The following is a 20,482-nucleotide window of genomic DNA, read 5'->3' as shown; positions in this document are numbered from 1 at the left end:
AAATCCTGCGAATGCAGGATTTAAATTTTAAATAATTATTCGATTTTAAAAACAATTGGAAGAGAATATTTAACACCTACAGCTTTACCGCGTTGTTTTCCGGGTGTCATTTTAGGTAATTTTTGAATAACTCTTACCGCTTCACTTTCCAATCGTTTGTCTGGAGCTCTTACCTGAATATCTACAATATCACCATTTTTATCTATTTTGAAAAGCACAAAAATTCGTTGTATAGTTCCGGGAGTTAAACCAATATCCTGTGCAAGATCACTATTGAAATTTTGTGATACAAATTTTGTAATTTCACTTGAAAAACAATTTCTAAGCTCTATGTTATCTCCTTTACAACCAGGAAAAATAGGAACATTTTCAATAATCATAAAAGGAACATCTTCAACAACTTCTTCCTCTTCTTCTTCAACTGCAACAATATCTTTAACAGGATTTACAACAACTGCATCAAATTGATCGGTTTCTGTAGATTCAATAATTGTTTCTTCTACTTCAACTTCATCATCAACTTTTAAAATTTTATCAGGCAAAACAGATTGTATGACTTGTTTTTGTTCAATTTCAATAGGAATAAATTCAATTATTTGTTCGTTTTTATCAAGTTCAATAAAAGGTCCTGAAAGTTCCTTTACATCTCTAGTATATGTTTTTATTTGAATAAACTCATAAACAACAAAGAGTGATAAAACCAAACCTAATTGCACTAAAATTGTACTGTAATTTTCTAAAACTGCGTGGGGATATTTTTTGACTTGCATGGCTTCCTATTTTAATTGGAACAAAACAACTCTTATACTGTGAAGTACAGCTTACACCATTGTAAAGGTTTAAAGGAAATATGATTAACCTTACATTATTTTCATATTAAATTTACAAAAAAAAATTAAAAAATTATACATTTTAATGCTATTATTTAGCACAAAAAAAAAGGCTCAACTTATATGTTGAACCTTTTTTTAAATATAAAAATCCGTCTATTATTCTACTTTAAATGCAATTGGCAAACTGTATTTAACACCAACTGGTCTACCACGTTGTTTACCTGGAGTCATTTTTGGTAATTTATTAATTACTCTAATTGCTTCTTCTTGCAATCTAACGTGTGGTGCTCTAGCTTGAACGTCAGTTATACTACCATCTTTGTCAATTTTAAACATCACGAAGATACGTTTAACGCCTGGTGCCAATCCTAAATCAGAAGCTAACTCTGAATTGAAATTTTTATTTACGTGTTTTGTAATCTCTGTTTGTAAACATTCTCTTAATTGATCTTTATTTCCTTTACAACCTGGGTAAACTGGAACATCTTCAATAATAGCGAATGGTACATCTTCCATTACTTCCTCTTCTTCTTCAACCTCAACGATTTTTACAACAACTGCTTCTTTTTCGTTTGTTTCAGTAGATTCAATAACTGTTTCTTCAATTTCTTCTTCATCTTCTACAACTTCAATTTTATCTGGAGTTGGAGGTGGAGGTGTTTTGATTTCTGGCGGTTTTACTTGCTCAATATCGATTGTTTGTTCTTCATCAGCCATATTTAAAACAACTGGCCCAAGATCTGCAATAACTCTATCGTAAGTCTTTTTTTCAATTGCTAAATAAACTATTAAAAGAGCTAATACAAGCCCTAACTGCATAAATATTCTAGTATAGTTTTCTAGATTAGCTTTTGGATTTTTTTTGATCTGCATTTGTAAAAATTTTTATAGTGTGCTAATTTAATAATTTTATAATAACTTTTGCAAGTATATTATTTATTTCATTTGATTTTTTTTATAATAATAGAAAAAAAGACTAAAGCGCCCATTATTCCCACTAAATTGGCGATTACATCAAACAAATCACCTTCTCTTTCGGTTGTAAATAGCATTTGACAGCCTTCTATTAAAATTCCATATATAAATATGAATAGTGATATTAATAAAAAATATTTTACCCTTTTTAATGTATTGCTAAAAACCAACAACCAACTTACCGTTAACAAAAAATATGCCGAAGTATGTATAATTTTATCAGAAATATGAATTTGAGTTGTATTATTTCCTTTAAATGATATTAAACTTCCAACCGTAATTAAAACAGTAAGACTGAGTGCTACTAATAAATATAATTTACGCGCCAATTAATTCTTGATATGCTTCAGCTGTTAATAATTCATCAATTTGAGATGGGTCAGCAATTGTAATTTTAATCATCCAACCTGCTCCGTATGGATCTTTATTTACTTGTTCTGGTTCATCTTCTAAAGCCTCATTAAATTCAGTAACTTCACCTGTAAGTGGCATAAATAAATCTGAAACTGTTTTTACAGCCTCAACCGATCCAAATACATCGTCTTTTTCAACAGTATCATCAACTGTATCAACATCTACATAAACGATATCGCCCAATTCGCTTTGTGCAAAATGTGTAATACCTATGGTTGCTGTATCTCCTTCTATTCGAATCCACTCGTGGTCTTTCGTGTATTTTAATTCTGATGGAATATTCATTTCTTATATTTATTAATTGTTTTTATTGTTTAATTTCCTAAAATGTATCTTATACTTACACCTGAACTTACTGATTGTCGCGGATAAGTAGTAGATACGGCATATTTTGAAGAACTTTGATCAAAATAAAATGACGCCGTTAAGTTTCTATTTAAAGCGTAATCTGCAAATAATTTAAACGACAATAGACGTTGCCCTCCTGTTACTTGGCTATTGTCATTATCAATAGACTTAACAGTTGTTTGATTGTCTCTAAGCGCAAAATCTGCTCTAATATTTATATCTCCTTTAACGCTTGTTTTATTGCCTCCAAAATTAAATTTCATAGCAACATCTCTTATTCTATAACCAACACCAAAAACATATTCAACACCTTCAATTTCGGTAATACTATTGTTGTTAAAGTTTAATGTAAGTCCTCTGTCTTTATTTATTACACCTACTAACGATACAGAATTTTTCATTTTCATATCTACTTTCACAAGTGGTGCAAATGCTTCAATTAAATTAACATTGTTAAAAAGCAACTCGTTAAAGTAATTTCCAGAAATATCTGTTTTTCCGTATGGATCATTTGCGTTGTACTCTAAATTGCCTGTATAGTTTACAACAGAATACAATGAGTTATAAGAATTTGATAAAGAAAAACTTCTGAAATTTTCTTTAAAAAACGGTAGTTTCATCAATCCTTTATAAGTAATATTCCAGCTTGGAATTGGTATATTTCTAAATGCAGACAATGAAATTTTTGAAGCACTTTTTCCAGAATATGCAGACAAGAATGCTGGTAACATTACTTCCTGACTGGTAAGTCCAAAACCACTAATATCTGCGCCTGTTTTATCTGAAAGTCGTTGTGCAATTTCAGCTCTATTAATTTTAAAATTTTCAAAATTTTCATCGGTGCTTTTAAAATAAGAACCTAACATGTTGTAGTTAACACTAAAATTACCAAATTGTGAGATTGGAGAATTATTGTTTAATACATTGTTTACTACATCTATTTGTTGTGATGAATTTTCAGTATAGGTTTTTATACCTCTAAAATCAATGTCAAGATTTTTTGTAGGTCTAACAGCTATCGACCCTTCAAGTTTATTTAAATGTGTTTGGGTATAGGTTCTACCATAATAAGGATCGTTAATATCTCTTGAGATCAACCAGCCATTTTCTACAGCACGTTGTGTAATATCAACCTGACTACCAAATACAAATCCAAAAGAAGGTGCCAACCCTCCATTAAAATTGTCTCTTCCTAAAAACCCAACAGTTGGTATATAACCTGGTAAAAAAGTACCATTATTTTCAGTATAGTTTAAACGTGCATTTTTTACCATTGTTATTAAATCATACACACCTTTGCTAACTTTAGGTCCTTTACGTTTCTTCCTTTTTTTAGCTTTACCATTTATACTATCTTTAGCTGCAACATTTTGCATAACTGGCGGTTTGCTATTCATTAAACTTTCTAAGCCTACTGATCTGTAAAGTTTTTCAAAGTCCACATCAACACCTAAAGCTTGTGTATTTGCATTTTGAACCACATTTCCAATTTGTTCAACATACGATTGAGAAGAAGCTTGCCAATCAAAATTAGCGGTATAAGCATAATTAGCATTTACAAACCCTAAAAATGGAATTTTATCTATTGGTAATTGATAAGTTCCACTTAACGATTGAGAATAATGATCTGGTCTTCCTAAATCAAAAAAGTTATTAAAAAGTTGAATATCTTCATTTGAATTAAACTGATCATAAATATGGTTATTTGCAGCTCTAAAATCTAATTTTATAGATTTAGTTAAATCAAAACTCACACCATAATTCCAATCAAACATATACCTTCTTTGGGTTAAAGTAGGTAACTCAGGCAATCCTTCAATTAAACTTCTAGATAACTGTTGATTGTAATTTCTAATAATATTTGAATTAACACTTAATGCTGTTGGAACAATATTTAAATTGAAATCTTTTAATAATTTTAAATATTGACTACTAAAAGCATTGCTGTATTTAAACGGCTCTAACTGCCAAGGTTTAAAGTTGAAATTATATCCTGCTGAAGCTCGAACGTTTTGATCCTGGAATTTTTGAACATTGTAATCTCTATGAAACAATTCATTATAAGAAAAAGAAACGTTTAAATTTTCAACATTGTAAAATCGTCTTGGTTTTACTTGACTTGGATTAAAATCTTTTCTAACATTGATTAAACTTATGCTTTTTCGTTTTGTAAAATCCTGAGCATATTCACTATCAGCATTTATATCTTTAGCGTCACTATACAAAACATCTTGGTATTTTGGATCGTATTTAGGCTCACTAATTTCTTTTGAAAAACTATAATTAAATGGTAATTGAATGCCCCAATCTTTAGGTAAAAGCTGACCAACATTTACGTTAGTTACCAAATCTATTTGTTTGGTATCATTTTGAGTTCGCTCATTTAAAGTTTGTTCAACACCGCCAAAACCAATAGTCTCAATTCTACCAGTAACCGCAACATTAGCAAAATCTGCTAAGTTTAAATCGGCACTAACAACGGTAGACCATCCACCTTTATTGTCAAACTCAGACACTCTTAATTCGTCGAACCAAATTTCACCACTTTGATTGCTGTTTGAGATATTTTGAACTCCCAACATAATGGTTTTAATGTTTCCTAAGTTTGGATTTCCTTTGATGCGAATTTGATATCCTTCAAGACCTGGTATAGGATCTGCCCCTGGAATAGGGTATAAAATATTTGGAGCAATACCTTCATTATACCTATACACTTTTAATTTGGTTAAATAATCTAACACTACATTTATATTGTTGTCTTCGGGCCAAATTTCAAGAGGTGTTGTAGCATCATAATTTGAAACATTCAGCTCTTTTTCTATCTGATAAAAGTTATCGGTTAAATCGCTACCCAAACGTACAATTGCCTGTAAATCTCCATTTTGAACCTGAGGTTTTGTTTGAATACCCTCTAAGTGTAAAAACATTTGAAGCTGCTTGTACATTCTTAAATCTACACTTACATTTTTAAATATCGCACGTGCTTCATTTGGCTCTAAATCTGTTATTTTAACAGATAACGATTGTTCGTTTTGTTGTTGTAATGAAGTTGTTCCGTTTAAAATTTCTCTTTCAATTCCTGGAGGTATTACATACGGAATTGGTGTTCTATCATCATTTTCAATAATATTTACTACACCAACTTGAAATTTTTCTAACTGATCAATTGGTAAATCTTGAGGTGGTTTTATAGCTTCATCAATTGTTTTGGTGTAACGTCTCCAATCGCCTCTTACCAATTCTAATTCAGCAAAACGCAATACAACTGGCATTTTAAACTTGGTTAAAAACATTCTCATAAATCGAATTGAATTAAAACCAGTAATATCATTTATAACTTCATCTGGCGCTGCAACCGGAATTCTAAATTGATACCAAGTAAACTCTCTTTCGCTTCCATCATCAAGGGTTACTTTTACCTTTTTTTCATCAACAATACGGTTTCTACCAACTACAAAATCATTTTGATTTAAAGAGATTTTATACTGATAATAACTCTCAACAGAATTCATTGTTTGATCTTTATCAATATCTTCAGCATCTGGATAAGGCGTAGCTGCAGTTGGATAATTCTCAGGCGATAAATTATTGGTAGGTGAATTTCCTTGTGTATTGTTAAACTTTTTATAACGTGTTAAAACCGATGCATCTTCACTATCATATTTTGAACTTCTATAATATTGATAGTTATCGTTTGATGGGTCATTACCATAACTTGTTCCAAATTTCAACAATTCTTCATCATCATTTAAACCATCAAGACCAACATCTTGATTTAAACGTTCCGTATCACTGTCTAAAAAGGTATATAATAACGATTGGTTTATTGGCACTTTTCCCCAAATTGTTGGCGATGTATTGCTTGTGTTTGAAGGGTCTTTAGGAAGTCCATTTTCAAACATTTTTCTACCATCTTTTAAAATGTCTTCTGAAATGTTTCCTAAGTTGAAATACATTTCACCTACCTGATTATTAGGATTAGACGGATCTACATTTGCTGGTAAACCTTCTTGGTTTGAAATAGAATAATGGTCGTAAGGATTCATTAACCAAAACTGAATATACTCAACATTTGATTGCTCAAAATTGGTAATTGTTAACGGCCTTGTAATTCCACCCCATCTTTCTTCTGGATTTGTAAAATCGCCATTAGAACCCACATTGTTTAAATCGTAATTAAAACTACCTCTTTGATTTGGATAAAAGGCCAAATCTAAACTTCGTATAACATTAGACTGTGTTAAATCTAAATCTTCCGCAGGAAATAATTCGTCATATCTAATTCTTCTAACTTCTTGTCTTGAAAGTTCTTGATTGTTAATACCTGATGGTTGTAAAGACCCTCCATAAAAAAGTGGATCAATAGTATACCATGCTAATTTTGCTCTTTTATAATTGTATGGCAAACCTACATCATTACCACCCAAATCGATAGATTTTTGATATTGTGGTGTACTTGCCAAATACCATTGCTGCATACTTTTTAAATCTAGCGGAATTTGAGAACCTTCAAAATCGTCTATATATGAAGTTGCCGCACCATTAACATCAATTTGTTTTGATGATCCTGGTAATAAATAAGCAAAATCACCTCTTATAGAAAAATTAGATTCAACATCTGTATCAATATTAGGTAATTTATTTACCAGTCTTGTTAACAAAGGAACCTCTGTACCATAACTTGCATTAGCACCAAAAACAGTATTGTTAAATGGTTCGTACCCTAAAGAAACTTTTTGGGTTAATGGTTTTTCACTTAAATTTAAAATGGAAGCACCAACAATAAAATTGTCTGAAAAACGATGCTCAATATCTACACCTAAAAAACGTTTTGTTTGTAAATTGAATGTTGCATTGTTTTCAACCGAAACTTCAATAGGCACATTTGAAGCCTCTAAACTTGGATTCACAATTTGAACCCTACCCATTTGATAATCTACAACATAATCTACACCTTCTACCAATTCTCGTCCTCCGGTTGTAACTCTAACAGAACCTTGAGGTACATTAAATGCGCCTAGAGGAATTCCATTGGTACTTTCAGATTTATGATATCCTTTGATAAAATATTTATCTTTTTCTTGGTAGTTGTTTTTTGCTTGAGATTGTGTTACTTCATACAATTCATTAAAAACATAAATTGCATCTTCAGGTGAAGTTAATATTTTTTGTAAATCCTCTCCAAAAGGCTCTACCTTGGTAAACATTACATACCCTTTTTCTGAATTTACGGTATTATTTTCAACATAATCAAAATAACCATCTCCTTCTGGTTTGTAGTTTAAAGTAATATCTAGTTGATCGACATCTAATAAATTTAAAAGTGTTTTATCTGCAACACCTGGTGTTTTTGCATTTTGAAGCACATTTATAGGTACTCCTGTTGCATCATCGGCATAAATAACATCCAATCTAAAACCGTCTTGTTGCATTTTAAAAGTTTGCAAAGAGTATACGTTTTTCATCATTAAGTCCCACATTGGTATATTGGTACTAATAATTTCACTTCTTAACAATTTAACCAACAGATTATTTGGTGGTGTTATTCCATCACTTGTAAATTCACCTACCCTATACACTTGCGAATCTCCATTTACAGTATACTCAAAAGCAACCCCAAGCACATCTGACTCAGCCAAACGTCTGTTTAATGAGATATAACCCAATTGTGGATTTATGGTATAATCTATATTTTGTTCTAATTTAAGTGCATTTACCAATACAGAATAATCACGACCTTCTTGCATTTGATATGGAGCCAAACCTACTGGGATTGTTGCAATATCTCGAACAGGATTTGAAGCAGTAAAAATATTTGAAAGGTTATTAGAATTATTTATAGGCCAAAGAACACCTGGTGTAGGTATTATATTTGCAGGCCCAATATTTGCTGGATCACCTTCAGCCAAATCGGCCAAAGCAACAATGCTTCGAACGTTGGTAGTTGTACTGTTTCTATTTGTAACCCAAACCTCAATTTTTGTAATATTTATAGGACTACTAACCAACGGATTTTGTTCAAGATACTCGTTGTAATGATCTCTAAAATAATGCGATAAGAAAAAGTGACGGTTGGCATCATAATCGGTAGTTTGCAATTCAAATTCTTGAATTGTAGAACCACCTTGCGATGTAACCGAACGTGTTTCAGATTTTTGTTCAGCAATAGCACCTGTAATTCTGGTATTACCAAATTGCAATTCTGTTTTAAAACCAAATAAACTTTGAGCACCTACAATTAGTGAGTTTTTAACAGGCATGCTAATATTTCCAACTTCAATTTTTTGAATAATATCATCTTCGGTTGGTGTATATTCTAATTTTACCTGATTTTGAAAATTGAAAGTAGATTGTGTATCAAACTGAGCGCTAAACTTTAATCGAGTACCTACTTTTGCTACGATACTTGCACTTATTTGCTGGTCAAAATCAAAAGTAAAACTACTTCTGTTTTTTTCGGAAAGCTGAGGATTATCTACCTTTTGATACAAACCACCTAACTGAATTAATACCGATCCTTGTGGATTTACTTCAACAGTATTTCCTCCAAATATAGACTCAAAAAAATCGGAATTTACGTAGTAAGTAGGCAGTAAATCTTTTTGAGCTTCAGCACTTCCTTTCTTTTTACTATTGGTGGCACTAATTTTTTCTTTATAGTACTCGGCCATATCTTTTTTAAGCCTATATTCTTTATACTCATCTTGAGTCATATAGACAGGCTGATCTACAAAATAATTTCCAACTTTTTCAACAACAATGTACTTTTTTAATTCCTCATCATACACAATTTCAACTGAAGGATCTCCTAAAAACAAACTTCCTGATTCGTTGTTTTTAAAAGGATATTGCAGTTTAAGGGTATCTAAACTCTTTGATAATTTTGTAGTATCTGCAGCTGTTACAGCTGGCAATGATTTAACAGCATTTGGCGCAGGAGGTAATTGTGCTTTTACAGTTGATGTAAAAAACAACAATAAAAATAATATAAATACTGTTTTATATATAGATTTTATAAGCTTCAAGTTTTTATAAATTTTTAAGGGCTTTTTTAATCAATCCTTCAACACTCATTGTAAAATCTTCTTTCAAAATTTGATCGATAACTTTTTCAGATTGTTTTTTATTAAATCCAAGGACTTCTAATGCTGATAACGCTTCGTTTTTATTCGTATTGTATTCATTGGCCGAAACTTCATCAACCGCATAGGTTTTAGCAATTTTATCTCTTAAATCTACCAATACTCTTTGCGCTGTTTTAGCTCCAATTCCTTTTACAGATTGAATTAAACTAACATTTCCTGAAGCAATTGCAGTTTGAATTTCATCGGTTGTCATAGATGAAATCATGGTTCTTGCAATGCTTGGTCCAACACCCGAAACTGAGATTAACAATTTAAAAATTTCTCGCTCAATTTTTGTTGAAAATCCATATAGGGTATGAGAATCTTCTTTTACCAACAAATACGTGTACAAAAACACTGTTTCTGAATCAGGTATTTGAGCATAAGTATTTAATGAAATATTTAACCAATAACCAAGCCCATTAACCTCTACTATTGCATTTGTTGGATTTTTTTCAACTAATTTACCCTTAATATGAGTTATCATATTTTACTTTTTTGTATGCTGGTCAAATGTAGTAAAATATTCTTGTTTTTTGCTATTTTCTTGTGCATCAACAACTGCAACACACGCCATGTTTACAATCTCATCTACACTTGCCCCTAATTGCAAAATATGAACTGGTTTTCTTAAGCCCATAATTATTGGACCAATAGTATCAATATTATTTAATTTACTAATTAATTTGTAACTAATATTTGCCGAATTTAGATTTGGAAATATCAAACCATTTACATTTTTATCAAGCAATTTTGAAAAAGGAAACTTTTCATCTCTCCAAACCCTACTCATTGCAAAATCACCCTGAATTTCACCATCAATACTAATTTCTGGAAAATGTTTGTGTAAATATTCTACAGCCATTGCACCTTTATTTGTTGATTTTGAAATTGCTGAACCAAAATTTGAGTACGATAACATGGCTAAATGAGGTTCAATTCCAAAAATTCGCATCACTTTATCTGTCATTCTAGCAATTTGCACCAATTCATTTTCATCTGGATTGATATTAAAAGCAGTATCTGAGAAAAATATTGGCCCCATTTCTGTCATCATAATATTAGTTGCAGCAACCCTAAGTATACCGTCAGCTCTACCAATTAATTCAATCATTGGCTTTGCTACTTTTGGATAACTTCTAGAATATCCTGTAACTAATGCATCTGCTTCACCTTCATTTATCATCATTGCAGCAAAATAATTGCGTTCACGCATCCATTTTTGAGCATCTAACAAGGTAATACCTTTGCGTTTTCTTTTTTCCCAAAATATTTGAGCAAAACGGTTTCTTCGTTCTCTTTCTTCTTCAGATTTAGGATCAATAATTTGAACATCACCTTCAAAATTTATTTCCTGCATCAACTCTTCAATCAATTCTCTATTACCTAATAATATTGGTCTTCCAATTCCATCTTCCAATACAATTTGAGCAGCTTTTAACACGTTTAAATGATCGGCTTCAGCAAAAACAACACTTTTTGGATTTGATTTTGCACGTGAAGTAAGCATACGCATTAGTTTGCTTCCTGTTCCTAACCTAACTGCTAAGTCTTCTTTATAAGCATCCCAATCGGTTATAGGCACTTTTGCAACACCCGAAGCTATTGCTGCTTTTGCTACTGCAGGAGGCACTTCAACAATTAAACGATGATCAAAAGGCTTTGGAATAATGTATTCTCTACCAAATTGCATGTGTTTTTCGCCATAAGTAATATTTACTTGTTCAGGTACAGGTTCTTTGGCTAAATCGGCTAATGCATGTACGGCTGCCATTTTCATTTCTTCATTAATTTTGGTTGCTCTAACATCTAAAGCACCTCTAAAAATAAACGGAAAACCTAGTACATTGTTAACTTGGTTAGGATGGTCTGAACGACCTGTAGCCATAATAACATCTTTTCGAGTTGCAACAGCAACATCATATTCAATCTCTGGATCAGGATTTGCCATTGCAAAAACAATAGGATCATTTGCCATTGTTAATAACATTTTTGGTGTAAAAACATCAGCAATTGACAATCCTATAAAAACATCGGCGCCAACAACAGCCTCTTCAAGAGTACGTAAATCTTTATCGGTTGCAAACTCTGCTTTTTGTTCACTTAAATTTTCGTTATCTTTTCTAATAACACCTTTGCTATCGCACATGACCATGTTTTCTTTTGAAGCTCCTAAAGCAACATATAAACGTGAGCATGAAACAGCTGCAGCACCTGCACCATTGATAACAATTTTTACTTTTGAAATGTCTTTTCCTGCTATTTCAACTGCATTTTTTAATGCTGCAGTAGAAATAATTGCTGTACCGTGCTGATCATCGTGCATTACAGGAATATCCAATTCTTCTTTCAATCTTCGTTCAATTTCAAAAGCTTCAGGCGCTTTGATATCTTCTAAATTTATACCTCCAAAAGTTGGTGCAATATTTTTTACTGTCTCAATAAATTTTTCAACATCTGTAGTATCTACCTCAATATCAAACACATCAATATCAGCAAAAATTTTAAACAGCAATCCTTTACCTTCCATCACTGGTTTTCCTGCCAAGGCTCCAATATTTCCCAAGCCCAAAACAGCTGTTCCGTTTGAAATAACTGCAACTAAATTTCCTTTTGAAGTATATTTATAAGCATCATCTGGATTTTTTTCAATAGCCAAACAAGGCTCGGCAACTCCCGGAGAATATGCTAAAGATAAGTCTTTTTGTGTTGCATATTTTTTGGTAGGAACTACCTGAATTTTACCGGGTTTTGGAAACTGGTGGTAATCTAAGGCTTCACTCTTTTTCTTTAAATTGCTCATATATTTTTAGATTAGAAAAATCAAATTTATTAATTTAATAGCACAAGAAACTGTTTTAAGTCATACTTTCAAAATTTTACCGTAAATAATTACAGTAAACACCCATAGTTTAAAAACCATTATTTTTTTAGAAATGAGATATTTCTAACCAAACCCGCATATTTAGTGCGCTTTACAGCCGATTTTTTAAATATTGTATTGAAAATTTCACTTGTTATTTCTTCCCATTCTGGTTTACCAAAAGACAACAAACTTTGATGTGGCTTAAATTTATCTTCAAAATTTGGCTTTGAAAAACGATTCCAAGGACACACATCCTGACAAATATCGCAACCAAACATCCAATCTTCAAATTTATTTTTAAAGGCTGAAGGAATTTCATCTTTTAATTCTATGGTAAAATATGAAATACACTTACTTCCGTTAACTGTATTATTTGGTAAAATGGCTTTTGTAGGGCAAGCATCTACACATTTTGTACAAGTGCCACAATGATTGGTTGTAAAAGGAGCATCATAAGCCAAATCAACATCTAAAATTAATTGCGCCAAAAAGAAAAATGAACCCTTATTTTTTTGAATTAACAACGAGTGTTTTCCTCGCCAACCCAAACCACTTTTTTGAGCCCAAGCACGTTCTAAAACTGGTGCAGAATCTACAAAAGCACGTCCATTTACCTGACCAATAGTATTTTGAATAAAAAAAGTGAGTGCTGTTAATTTTGATTTTAATACATGGTGATAATCTTCACCATAGGCATATTTTGCAACTTTGTAAGTTTTGTTATTTTGAATTTCTTTGGGGAAATAATTAAATGACAAGCTAATTACAGATTTTGCACCATCAACCAACAATCTGGGATCCAAACGCTTATCAAAATAATTTTCCATGTACTGCATATTTCCATGAAAACCATTTTTTAACCATTGCTCTAAATTAGAGGCTTCTTCTTGTAAAAAATCGGCTTTAGCAATTCCACAACTTTCAAAACCCAAGCGTTTGGCTTCTTGCTTGATTAAATTGGCATATCTTTGAAGGTTTTTCACAATAACAAATCTAAAAAAAATGCTTCATTATTAAGGATATCTCTTAAAATTTTCATTAAAAACACTTTTAATAGTATGATTTATAATAAGTTTAAGCACAAATTACTTATTATTTATTAATTTGGCATAATAATTTCATACTACATTAAACACAAAAATAATATCAGAATATGAAAAATATATGTTTAACATTTTTAATAGTCACCATAAGTTTAGTGAATTTTTCAGCCTTTTCACAAACTGAAGATGAAGTAGCGTTGTTGGGTTTACCAGGTGACAATTTAGATTTATTTGCTGTTTTAGACTTGTTTCAAAAATCAAAAACTATTGAAGATTTTGAAAAATCGTTGAACGATAAAGATACAGGAATCAACAACTTAGATTTAAATAATGATGAAAAGGTAGATTTTATTAAAGTTGAAACCAACAGAGATGGTGATGATTTTTTATTTGTACTGCAAGACGCTATAAGTGAAACTGAAACACAGGATGTTGCGGTTATCTCTGTTGCAAAAGATAAAGATGGTAAAGTGACTATGCAAATTATTGGAGATGAAGAATTGTATGGCAAAGATTATGTTATAGAACCAGCTACAAAAGCAACACCAAGTGTAACAGCCAATCCGGCATATACAGGTGATGACCCAGTTACAGTAAATGTTCCAGCAACAACTAAAGTTGTTGTTGTAGAATCTACTCCTATAGTAAGATATGTGTATTCTCCAGTATATGTGCCATATTATCCACCATACTATTGGGGATTTTACCCACCATATTTTAGACCATTTCCTATACTAGCAATTAGCTTATACCGTCATCATACTTGGCATCGCCATTATGGTTATTATGGTGGTTACCGTGGAAATACTACAATTATTATCAATAGAAATACGCAAATAAATCATTACCACAAAAATAAAAGAAACACCTCTACTACTGTAAGAAACAATATCAACAACGGTAGATACAATACTGCTGGATTAGGAAATAGAGCAAAACCAGGATCAAGACCTACAACAAGTCCTGGCACAAAACCTGCTACACGACCAACAACAAATCCTAGTACTAGACCAACTACGAGACCAACAACTAGTCCTACTACAAAACCTGTAACAAGACCAACTACTAGGCCAACAACTAGTCCTACTACAAAACCTGCAACAAGACCAACTACTAGGCCAACAACAAGTCCTACTACTAGACCTGCCACCAGACCAACAACAAGTCCAAGTGCAAGACCTGTAACAAGACCTACTACAAGCCCAAGTGCAAGACCTGCTGCTCGCCCGTCAACAAATTATTCTGGGTCAAGATCTAGAGCAAGTGGTTCATCTTATTCAAGACCATCATCAATGGGAAGTATGAATAGAAGTTCTAGTGGTGCAAGCCATTCAGTAGGTTCAAGAAGAAGATAATTATTTTCATATAAAACTTCATAAAAAAAAGGATACTCTAAATTTTAGGGCATCCTTTTTTTATGGAAATATCAAATTTTATTCTTCTTCAACAAGCATATCAGAAACACTCATTTCTCTTACACTCACATAATTACCATCTCTTTTTTCGAATAAAGTCATATAATTACCTGAGCTAATAATTGCATTTATTGAGTCAACTACAGTATAATGACCAATTTCAAGAACTTGAGCGCCATCATTTGATGGAAAAACATCTTGAGTTTTAAATGAAATTTTATTTTTTAACGCAAGACTATCAATACCTTCCGCCAAAAAGTCAATAATTGCTTGCTTACCAACAAGTGGCTCTCTATTATGAGAATAAGAAACTGCATCATCAGCATAATAACCAATATCTTCCATTTTTGCATCGTTGTAAGTCGCTGCAAATAAATCTTCTTTGGCTTGAATTTCTTTTTTAATTTGTTCTTTATCGATTACAACAGCTGCTGGTTCTTCATTTTTTGTAGTGCAAGCCCCAAACAATCCCATTGTTACTATAACAAGTGTTAATTTTAATATTGTGCTTTTCATTATTATATAATTTAGATTTGAGCATTAAAAGTACTATAAAAAAATAAAATAGTAGATTTTTATAATTGTATATTTTTTTGATGTGCGTTTTATACTAAATATTTATTGTAAATAGTTTGTGACTTTTTATTTAAAAATAATTTAATTACAAATAATTGCTTTAGCGATAAAACACTTCAACTGTGCTCAGTACAGGCTATTTGTTTGAGCCCTTTTTTTGTTACTTTTCACTACTAAAAAAAGCGAGTAGTGATAGCGGGACCTAAAAGGAAAAGCCTTGATTTTAGTATTTTATTTGATGTTTTTCATAGATAATTGAATGCGCTTACGAGCAACATCAACCTCCAAAACTTTTACAATTACCTGCTGATGCAAACTCACAATTTCGGTTACATCACTCACAAATTTATCGGCCAAATTTGAAACGTGTACCAAGCCACTTTCTTTGATTCCTATGTCTACAAAACAGCCAAAATTGGTAATATTATTTACAATTCCGGGTAATAATTGCCCTTCGTGTAAATCGTTTATGGTTCTAATATTTTGATTGAATGTAAAAACTTTAGCTGTTTGACGCGGATCTAAACCTGGTTTTTCTAACTCTTTTACAATGTCTTTTAACGTTGGAAGACCAATATTTTGGTTACAATAATTTTCTAATTTTATTTGCTGAAGTTTTTCTTTATTTCCAATTAAATCTGCAACATTCAAATTTACATCTTTCGCCATTTTAGAAATTAGCGCATAACTTTCTGGATGAACTGCCGAATCGTCTAAAGGATTTTTAGCATTTTTTAAACGTAAAAACCCAGCACCTTGCTCAAAGGCTTTATCACCTAAACGCGGCACTTTTTTAATCTCATTTCTTGAGCTAAAAGCACCGTTTTCATCTCTGTAATTCACAATATTTTCGGCCAATTTTGGACCAATACCTGAGACATAACTCAACAATGAAACACTTGCCGTGTTGATGTTTACACCTACGGAATTTACACAACTTTCAACAACGGTATCTAACGACGTTTTTAGCTTGGTTTGATCAACATCGTGCTGATATTGTCCAACGCCAATAGATTTTGCATCAATCTTAACCAACTCTGCCAAAGGATCGGCCAAACGGCGACCAATTGAAACCGAACCACGTACTGTAACATCGTAATTAGGAAATTCGTCTCGTGCAATTTTTGATGCAGAATAAATACTTGCACCAGCCTCACTTACCACAAAAACGTCCACATCTTTGTTAAATCGCATTTTACGAATAAGCTGTTCTGTTTCACGAGAAGCGGTTCCGTTACCAATGGCAATGGCTTCAATTTTATAAGCATCGACCAACGAATTTATTTTTTTCATAGCGCCAATGGAATCGTTTTTTGGCGCGTGCGGATAAATGGTTTCATTATACTCTAAACCACCTTGTGCATTTAAACAAACCACTTTACAACCGGTTCTAAAACCAGGGTCAATGGCTAAAATATTTTTTTCGCCCAATGGTGCTCCCAACAACAATTGTTGTAGATTTTTGGCAAAAACCTGTATGGCATTTTCATCGGCTTTTTCTTTTGAAATGTTTAAAATTTCGTTTGATAAGGCTGGAAACAACAAACGCTTATAAGCATCTTGAATGGCTAATTTTATTTGTTTTGAACAACTATTATTGGAGTTGATAATTCTGTCTTCAATTTTAGAAATAGCTCGTTCATCATCAATTTCAACTTTTAAACGAATAAAACCTTCTTTTTCGGCTCTTAAAATGGCTAAAAATCGGTGAGACGGACAGCGGTTTAAACTCTCGGACCATTCAAAATAATCTCTAAATTTTTGAGCTTTTTCATCATCAATTTTGGTTTTAACAACTTTTGTATTGATGGTTGCAAATTTTTCTAACTGATAACGCAGGTTATTTCTAACATCAGTTCGCTCATTAATCCATTCAGCAATTATAAAACGAGCACCTTCTAATGCAGCATCTTCATTTTCAACTTCGTTATTTAAATATTTTAGCGCAATAGATTCTATATCTGTTGCACGCTGACTCATGATGATTTTTGCCAAAGGCTCCAATCCGTTTTTACGAGCAGTTTCTGCTTTGGTATTGCGCTTTTTCTTAAAAGGCAAGTAAATATCTTCTAAAGTGGTTAAGTCGGTTGTAGTTTCAATTTTTTGTTTTAATTCAAAAGTTAAAACATCTTGTTCTTCTAAAGCTTTTAAAATAGTTATTTTTCGTTTTTCCAGCTCTTCAAACTGCGCTTTAAATTTTACAATATCACCTATTTGAACTTCGTCTAAATTGCCTGTACGCTCTTTTCTATAACGCGAAATAAACGGAATGGTACAATCTTCGTTTAACAATTCAATAGTGTTTTCTATGCCTTTTGATGGAAGATTTGTTTGTGATTTTATAAAATTAAGTAGTTGCATGGTTAAATTTTGAATGTCGCAAAGATATTATTTAACAAAGTAATAAAGTCAAAAAAACCAATGAAATTAATTGCATTGGTTTTTAAAAATATTGACTAAAAACAATCGTTACAAATCAAAACGCACGCCAAAAGAAATGTTATTTTCTTTGGTATTTGGGTCGTTAAAAATGGTATTTAAATCGTATTTTACATAAAAAGAATAATCATCTGCGCCAATATAACTGCTTAATCCATAAATAAAATTGGCCGTATTATAACTTTGTTTGAATTTATCTTTTTGTTTGTCGCCATTTTCTGAATATTTTAATTTTTGACGTGTTCCCATATTAAAACCAGCATAAGCTCCAACACCAAATTTAAATTTTTGCTCTGTTGAATATCTAAAATAACTATCTCTTTCAATCTTTTTTGAAGGTCCAAATTCGAAGTGAATTGGCACTACCAAATTATCCATACGCAATTTTGATTTGCTTAAATTTATTGGATAATCTTCTAAATAAGTAGCATCTTCATTTTGAACAAAGTACTGATTATCGGTAGGATTTAAGCCATTAAACGTAAATGAAAATCCATATCTAAATCGTACCGCATTTGAATTTTCAAGCAATCGAGTACTCCACGCCCAACCCATTTCAAAAAATTTACTTTTACCAATTTTATAAGGCGAATTATCAAAAGACTCCCCCTCAATAATGGCATTGTTTAAACCAAAAGCAACTACCAAGTTTGAAAAAGTTTTTTTATCGAATTTCTTAGGTTTATTGTAATCTTTTAATGCAACAATTGAGCCCTCGTTAGGAAAATCGAAAAAGATAAGTTTATAATTTACACCATCTTCTTCTTCAATTGGACTGGTTCCTCCCCGCTCTAACAAGGCAATTGAATTGTCAATAATTGCCGTTTTGTTTTCAATATTTAAAGCACGATTATCTGCCGCTTTTAATTTTAATTTTTCAGCTTGTTCAGCAGTAATTTCGCCTTTATTTAACTTAACATTAATATTAATAACATCTTGTTTTAAAGCTTCTTTTTCCTGATTTATAACCTGTTCTTTATTTCTTTTTAATTCGGTTATTTTTTCGATATTGATTTCATTTTCTTGTGCAAACATTTGTTGATTTACAAATACAATGCTCAATAACAATCCAATAAATAATATTTTTTTCATAAAATTCATGTTTTTAGTTAATTCCCCTATCCGAAATCGTAATTTCTCTTGGTGTTTTTAGGGTAGTAACAATAGTTTGTAATAATTTATCTTTTAAATCTTTGTCTAAATCGTCTTCAACTTCAACTAAAAGGCTTTGTGCACTTATGGTCTTTTTGTTTAAATTTTGATGATTTTTACTTACTTTTATTTTAGCATTCTTTAACAATTGTTCAATTTCAGTATCTGAAACAGCTATGGAAGTTTCAGCAATGGCAGTAGAATCTATTTCAAAATGGCTTGAAATATTGGTGTTTTCGGCAAATTCCTCTTCTAAAACAACAACTTCTTCAATAGGCCTATTTTTAGGTTTTTCGTTTTCATTTTTCGACTTAACTGGCTCTAAAAATTCTTCAACTTCAGCAATAAATGTTTCCTTTTTTGAATTTATAATAGGCTCACTTTTTAATTCTTTATTTGAAACAGGAGTTTGTATTTTTTCTTCAGAAATTATTTCAGGTTTTGGTTTCAAAAAGTAAAAGCCAACAGAAGCAATTGCTAAAATTACAGCAGCATATTTTAAAAAGCTCCATTTATTATTTTTTTGCAGGTTTTGCTGAGCATCCAATTTTTTACTTAATGTATCCCAAGAACCCGCAGAAGGTTGAATACTTCTGTTTTGAAGTAATTCTCTGTATTTATCTTGTTTTTTCATGGTATGTTTTCCGATTTATGGAAATCATTTTTTGCAATGCTTTCCGTGCTCTTGACAATTGTGTTTTTGAAGTACCTTCAGTAATTTTTAACATTTCTGCTATTTCAGCATGTTTATAACCCTCAATTACATACAAGTTAAAAACCACTTTACAACCTTCGGGTAACTGATTTATAAATTGCTGTAAATCTTCAATAGCAATGTTTAATTCAACTTGTTCTTCAATAAGTTTTTCGTAGCTTTCAATTTCATCAGTAAAAAATAGCACTTCCTTTTTACGTAAATACGTTATACTTTCCCAAACCATTATTTTTCTAATCCAACCTTCAAAACTGCCATTATTTTCAAAAGTTGACAACTTTGTAAATACTTTAAAAAAACCACTCAACATTACAGCTTCAGATTGTTGAATATCTTTAATATAATAAACACATAAACTCAACATTTTAGGTGCATATTTATCGTACAACAACTTTTGCGCCTTGCGGTTGTTTTTAAGTGATTGCTCAATTAATTGATGGTCGGTATTTAGTTTTACAACTTTCAGCATGCGTTTTTAAAGCCTTACATTTATAAAGACGATTTAAAATTGAAAATGGTTGACAAAGAAGCTACTTTTTTTAAAATTTTTAAACTAAGGTAGCTATTTAGACTGTTTATAAA

The 20,482-nt window shown here is 31.5% G+C and carries 14 protein-coding genes; 1 reads left to right on the top strand and 13 read right to left on the bottom strand.

What is annotated here, in order from left to right:
* Positions 1 to 35 precede the first annotated feature (35 nt).
* The 8 genes from EC396_RS00965 to queG all read right to left on the bottom strand — a co-directional run bounded on the left by EC396_RS00965 (position 36) and on the right by queG (position 13,546).
* Entirely contained in the window at positions 36 to 770 is a 735-nt protein-coding gene (locus EC396_RS00965; protein ID WP_129364823.1) for an energy transducer TonB, read from the bottom strand.
* A gap of 219 nt (positions 771 to 989) precedes the next feature.
* Positions 990 to 1,706, bottom strand: coding sequence for an energy transducer TonB (locus tag EC396_RS00960; protein ID WP_129364822.1), 717 nt, complete (start codon positions 1,704 to 1,706; stop codon positions 990 to 992).
* 68 nt (positions 1,707 to 1,774) lie between these two features.
* Complete coding sequence (locus EC396_RS00955) at positions 1,775 to 2,137, bottom strand: VanZ family protein (protein ID WP_129364821.1); 363 nt, start codon at positions 2,135 to 2,137, stop codon at positions 1,775 to 1,777.
* A complete protein-coding gene (gcvH, locus tag EC396_RS00950) occupies positions 2,127 to 2,507 on the bottom strand; it encodes a glycine cleavage system protein GcvH (RefSeq protein ID WP_129364820.1) in 381 nt (126 codons plus the stop codon). Before gcvH ends, EC396_RS00955 begins: the two co-directional genes overlap by 11 nt.
* 29 nt (positions 2,508 to 2,536) lie before the next feature.
* The gene (sprA, locus tag EC396_RS00945; RefSeq protein ID WP_240665605.1) at positions 2,537 to 9,595 is read right to left on the bottom strand and encodes a cell surface protein SprA; all 7,059 of its coding nucleotides are present in this window, start codon (positions 9,593 to 9,595) and stop codon (positions 2,537 to 2,539) included.
* Positions 9,596 to 9,599: 4 nt separating this feature from the next.
* A complete protein-coding gene (ruvA, locus tag EC396_RS00940; protein WP_129364819.1) occupies positions 9,600 to 10,181 on the bottom strand; it encodes a Holliday junction branch migration protein RuvA in 582 nt (193 codons plus the stop codon).
* A gap of 3 nt (positions 10,182 to 10,184) precedes the next feature.
* Positions 10,185 to 12,497, bottom strand: a complete 2,313-nt coding sequence (locus EC396_RS00935; RefSeq protein ID WP_129364818.1) for an NADP-dependent malic enzyme — start codon at positions 12,495 to 12,497, stop codon at positions 10,185 to 10,187.
* 119 nt (positions 12,498 to 12,616) lie between these two features.
* On the bottom strand, positions 12,617 to 13,546 hold the full coding sequence (gene queG / locus EC396_RS00930; RefSeq protein WP_129364817.1) for a tRNA epoxyqueuosine(34) reductase QueG: 930 nt from the start codon (positions 13,544 to 13,546) through the stop codon (positions 12,617 to 12,619).
* Positions 13,547 to 13,713: 167 nt separating this feature from the next.
* Between queG and EC396_RS00925 the strand changes: the two genes are divergently transcribed.
* A complete protein-coding gene (locus tag EC396_RS00925) occupies positions 13,714 to 14,958 on the top strand; it encodes a hypothetical protein (protein ID WP_129364816.1) in 1,245 nt (414 codons plus the stop codon).
* A gap of 78 nt (positions 14,959 to 15,036) precedes the next feature.
* Here EC396_RS00925 and EC396_RS00920 read toward each other — a convergent pair whose 3' ends face one another.
* From EC396_RS00920 to EC396_RS00900, 5 genes are all read right to left on the bottom strand, one after another.
* Positions 15,037 to 15,534, bottom strand: coding sequence for a DUF4440 domain-containing protein (locus EC396_RS00920; RefSeq protein WP_129364815.1), 498 nt, complete (start codon positions 15,532 to 15,534; stop codon positions 15,037 to 15,039).
* A 291-nt stretch (positions 15,535 to 15,825) separates the two neighbouring features.
* Positions 15,826 to 17,955, bottom strand: coding sequence for a Tex family protein (locus tag EC396_RS00915; protein WP_129364814.1), 2,130 nt, complete (start codon positions 17,953 to 17,955; stop codon positions 15,826 to 15,828).
* A gap of 108 nt (positions 17,956 to 18,063) precedes the next feature.
* Positions 18,064 to 19,125 carry a hypothetical protein gene (locus EC396_RS00910; protein WP_129364813.1) on the bottom strand — a complete coding sequence of 354 codons (1,062 nt, stop codon included), beginning with the start codon at positions 19,123 to 19,125 and terminating at the stop codon, positions 18,064 to 18,066.
* 13 nt (positions 19,126 to 19,138) lie between these two features.
* Positions 19,139 to 19,819 carry a hypothetical protein gene (locus tag EC396_RS00905; protein ID WP_129364812.1) on the bottom strand — a complete coding sequence of 227 codons (681 nt, stop codon included), beginning with the start codon at positions 19,817 to 19,819 and terminating at the stop codon, positions 19,139 to 19,141.
* Positions 19,803 to 20,369 (bottom strand): RNA polymerase sigma factor, encoded by a 567-nt coding sequence (locus EC396_RS00900; protein ID WP_370276379.1) that lies wholly within the window; start codon positions 20,367 to 20,369, stop codon positions 19,803 to 19,805. The genes EC396_RS00905 and EC396_RS00900 overlap by 17 nt, the downstream gene beginning before the upstream one ends.
* Positions 20,370 to 20,482 lie beyond the last annotated feature (113 nt).

This window comes from Lutibacter sp. HS1-25 (assembly GCF_004121075.1).
GTDB lineage: Bacteria > Bacteroidota > Bacteroidia > Flavobacteriales > Flavobacteriaceae > Lutibacter.
The sequence above is the reverse complement of the archived record's forward strand: the minus strand, read 5'-3'. Positions and strand labels throughout refer to the sequence as shown.

Coding starts and splice junctions, on each gene's coding strand:
- EC396_RS00905 (WP_129364812.1), bottom strand. CDS start 19,819: ATGAAAAAACAAGATAAATACAGAGAATTACTTCAAAACAGAAGTATT.
- EC396_RS00935 (WP_129364818.1), bottom strand. CDS start 12,497: ATGAGCAATTTAAAGAAAAAGAGTGAAGCCTTAGATTACCACCAGTTT.
- EC396_RS00925 (WP_129364816.1), top strand. CDS start 13,714: ATGAAAAATATATGTTTAACATTTTTAATAGTCACCATAAGTTTAGTG.
- EC396_RS00900 (WP_370276379.1), bottom strand. CDS start 20,369: ATGCTGAAAGTTGTAAAACTAAATACCGACCATCAATTAATTGAGCAA.
- EC396_RS00920 (WP_129364815.1), bottom strand. CDS start 15,534: ATGAAAAGCACAATATTAAAATTAACACTTGTTATAGTAACAATGGGA.
- EC396_RS00965 (WP_129364823.1), bottom strand. CDS start 770: ATGCAAGTCAAAAAATATCCCCACGCAGTTTTAGAAAATTACAGTACA.
- EC396_RS00960 (WP_129364822.1), bottom strand. CDS start 1,706: ATGCAGATCAAAAAAAATCCAAAAGCTAATCTAGAAAACTATACTAGA.
- EC396_RS00910 (WP_129364813.1), bottom strand. CDS start 19,125: ATGAAAAAAATATTATTTATTGGATTGTTATTGAGCATTGTATTTGTA.
- gcvH (WP_129364820.1), bottom strand. CDS start 2,507: ATGAATATTCCATCAGAATTAAAATACACGAAAGACCACGAGTGGATT.
- ruvA (WP_129364819.1), bottom strand. CDS start 10,181: ATGATAACTCATATTAAGGGTAAATTAGTTGAAAAAAATCCAACAAAT.
- EC396_RS00915 (WP_129364814.1), bottom strand. CDS start 17,955: ATGCAACTACTTAATTTTATAAAATCACAAACAAATCTTCCATCAAAA.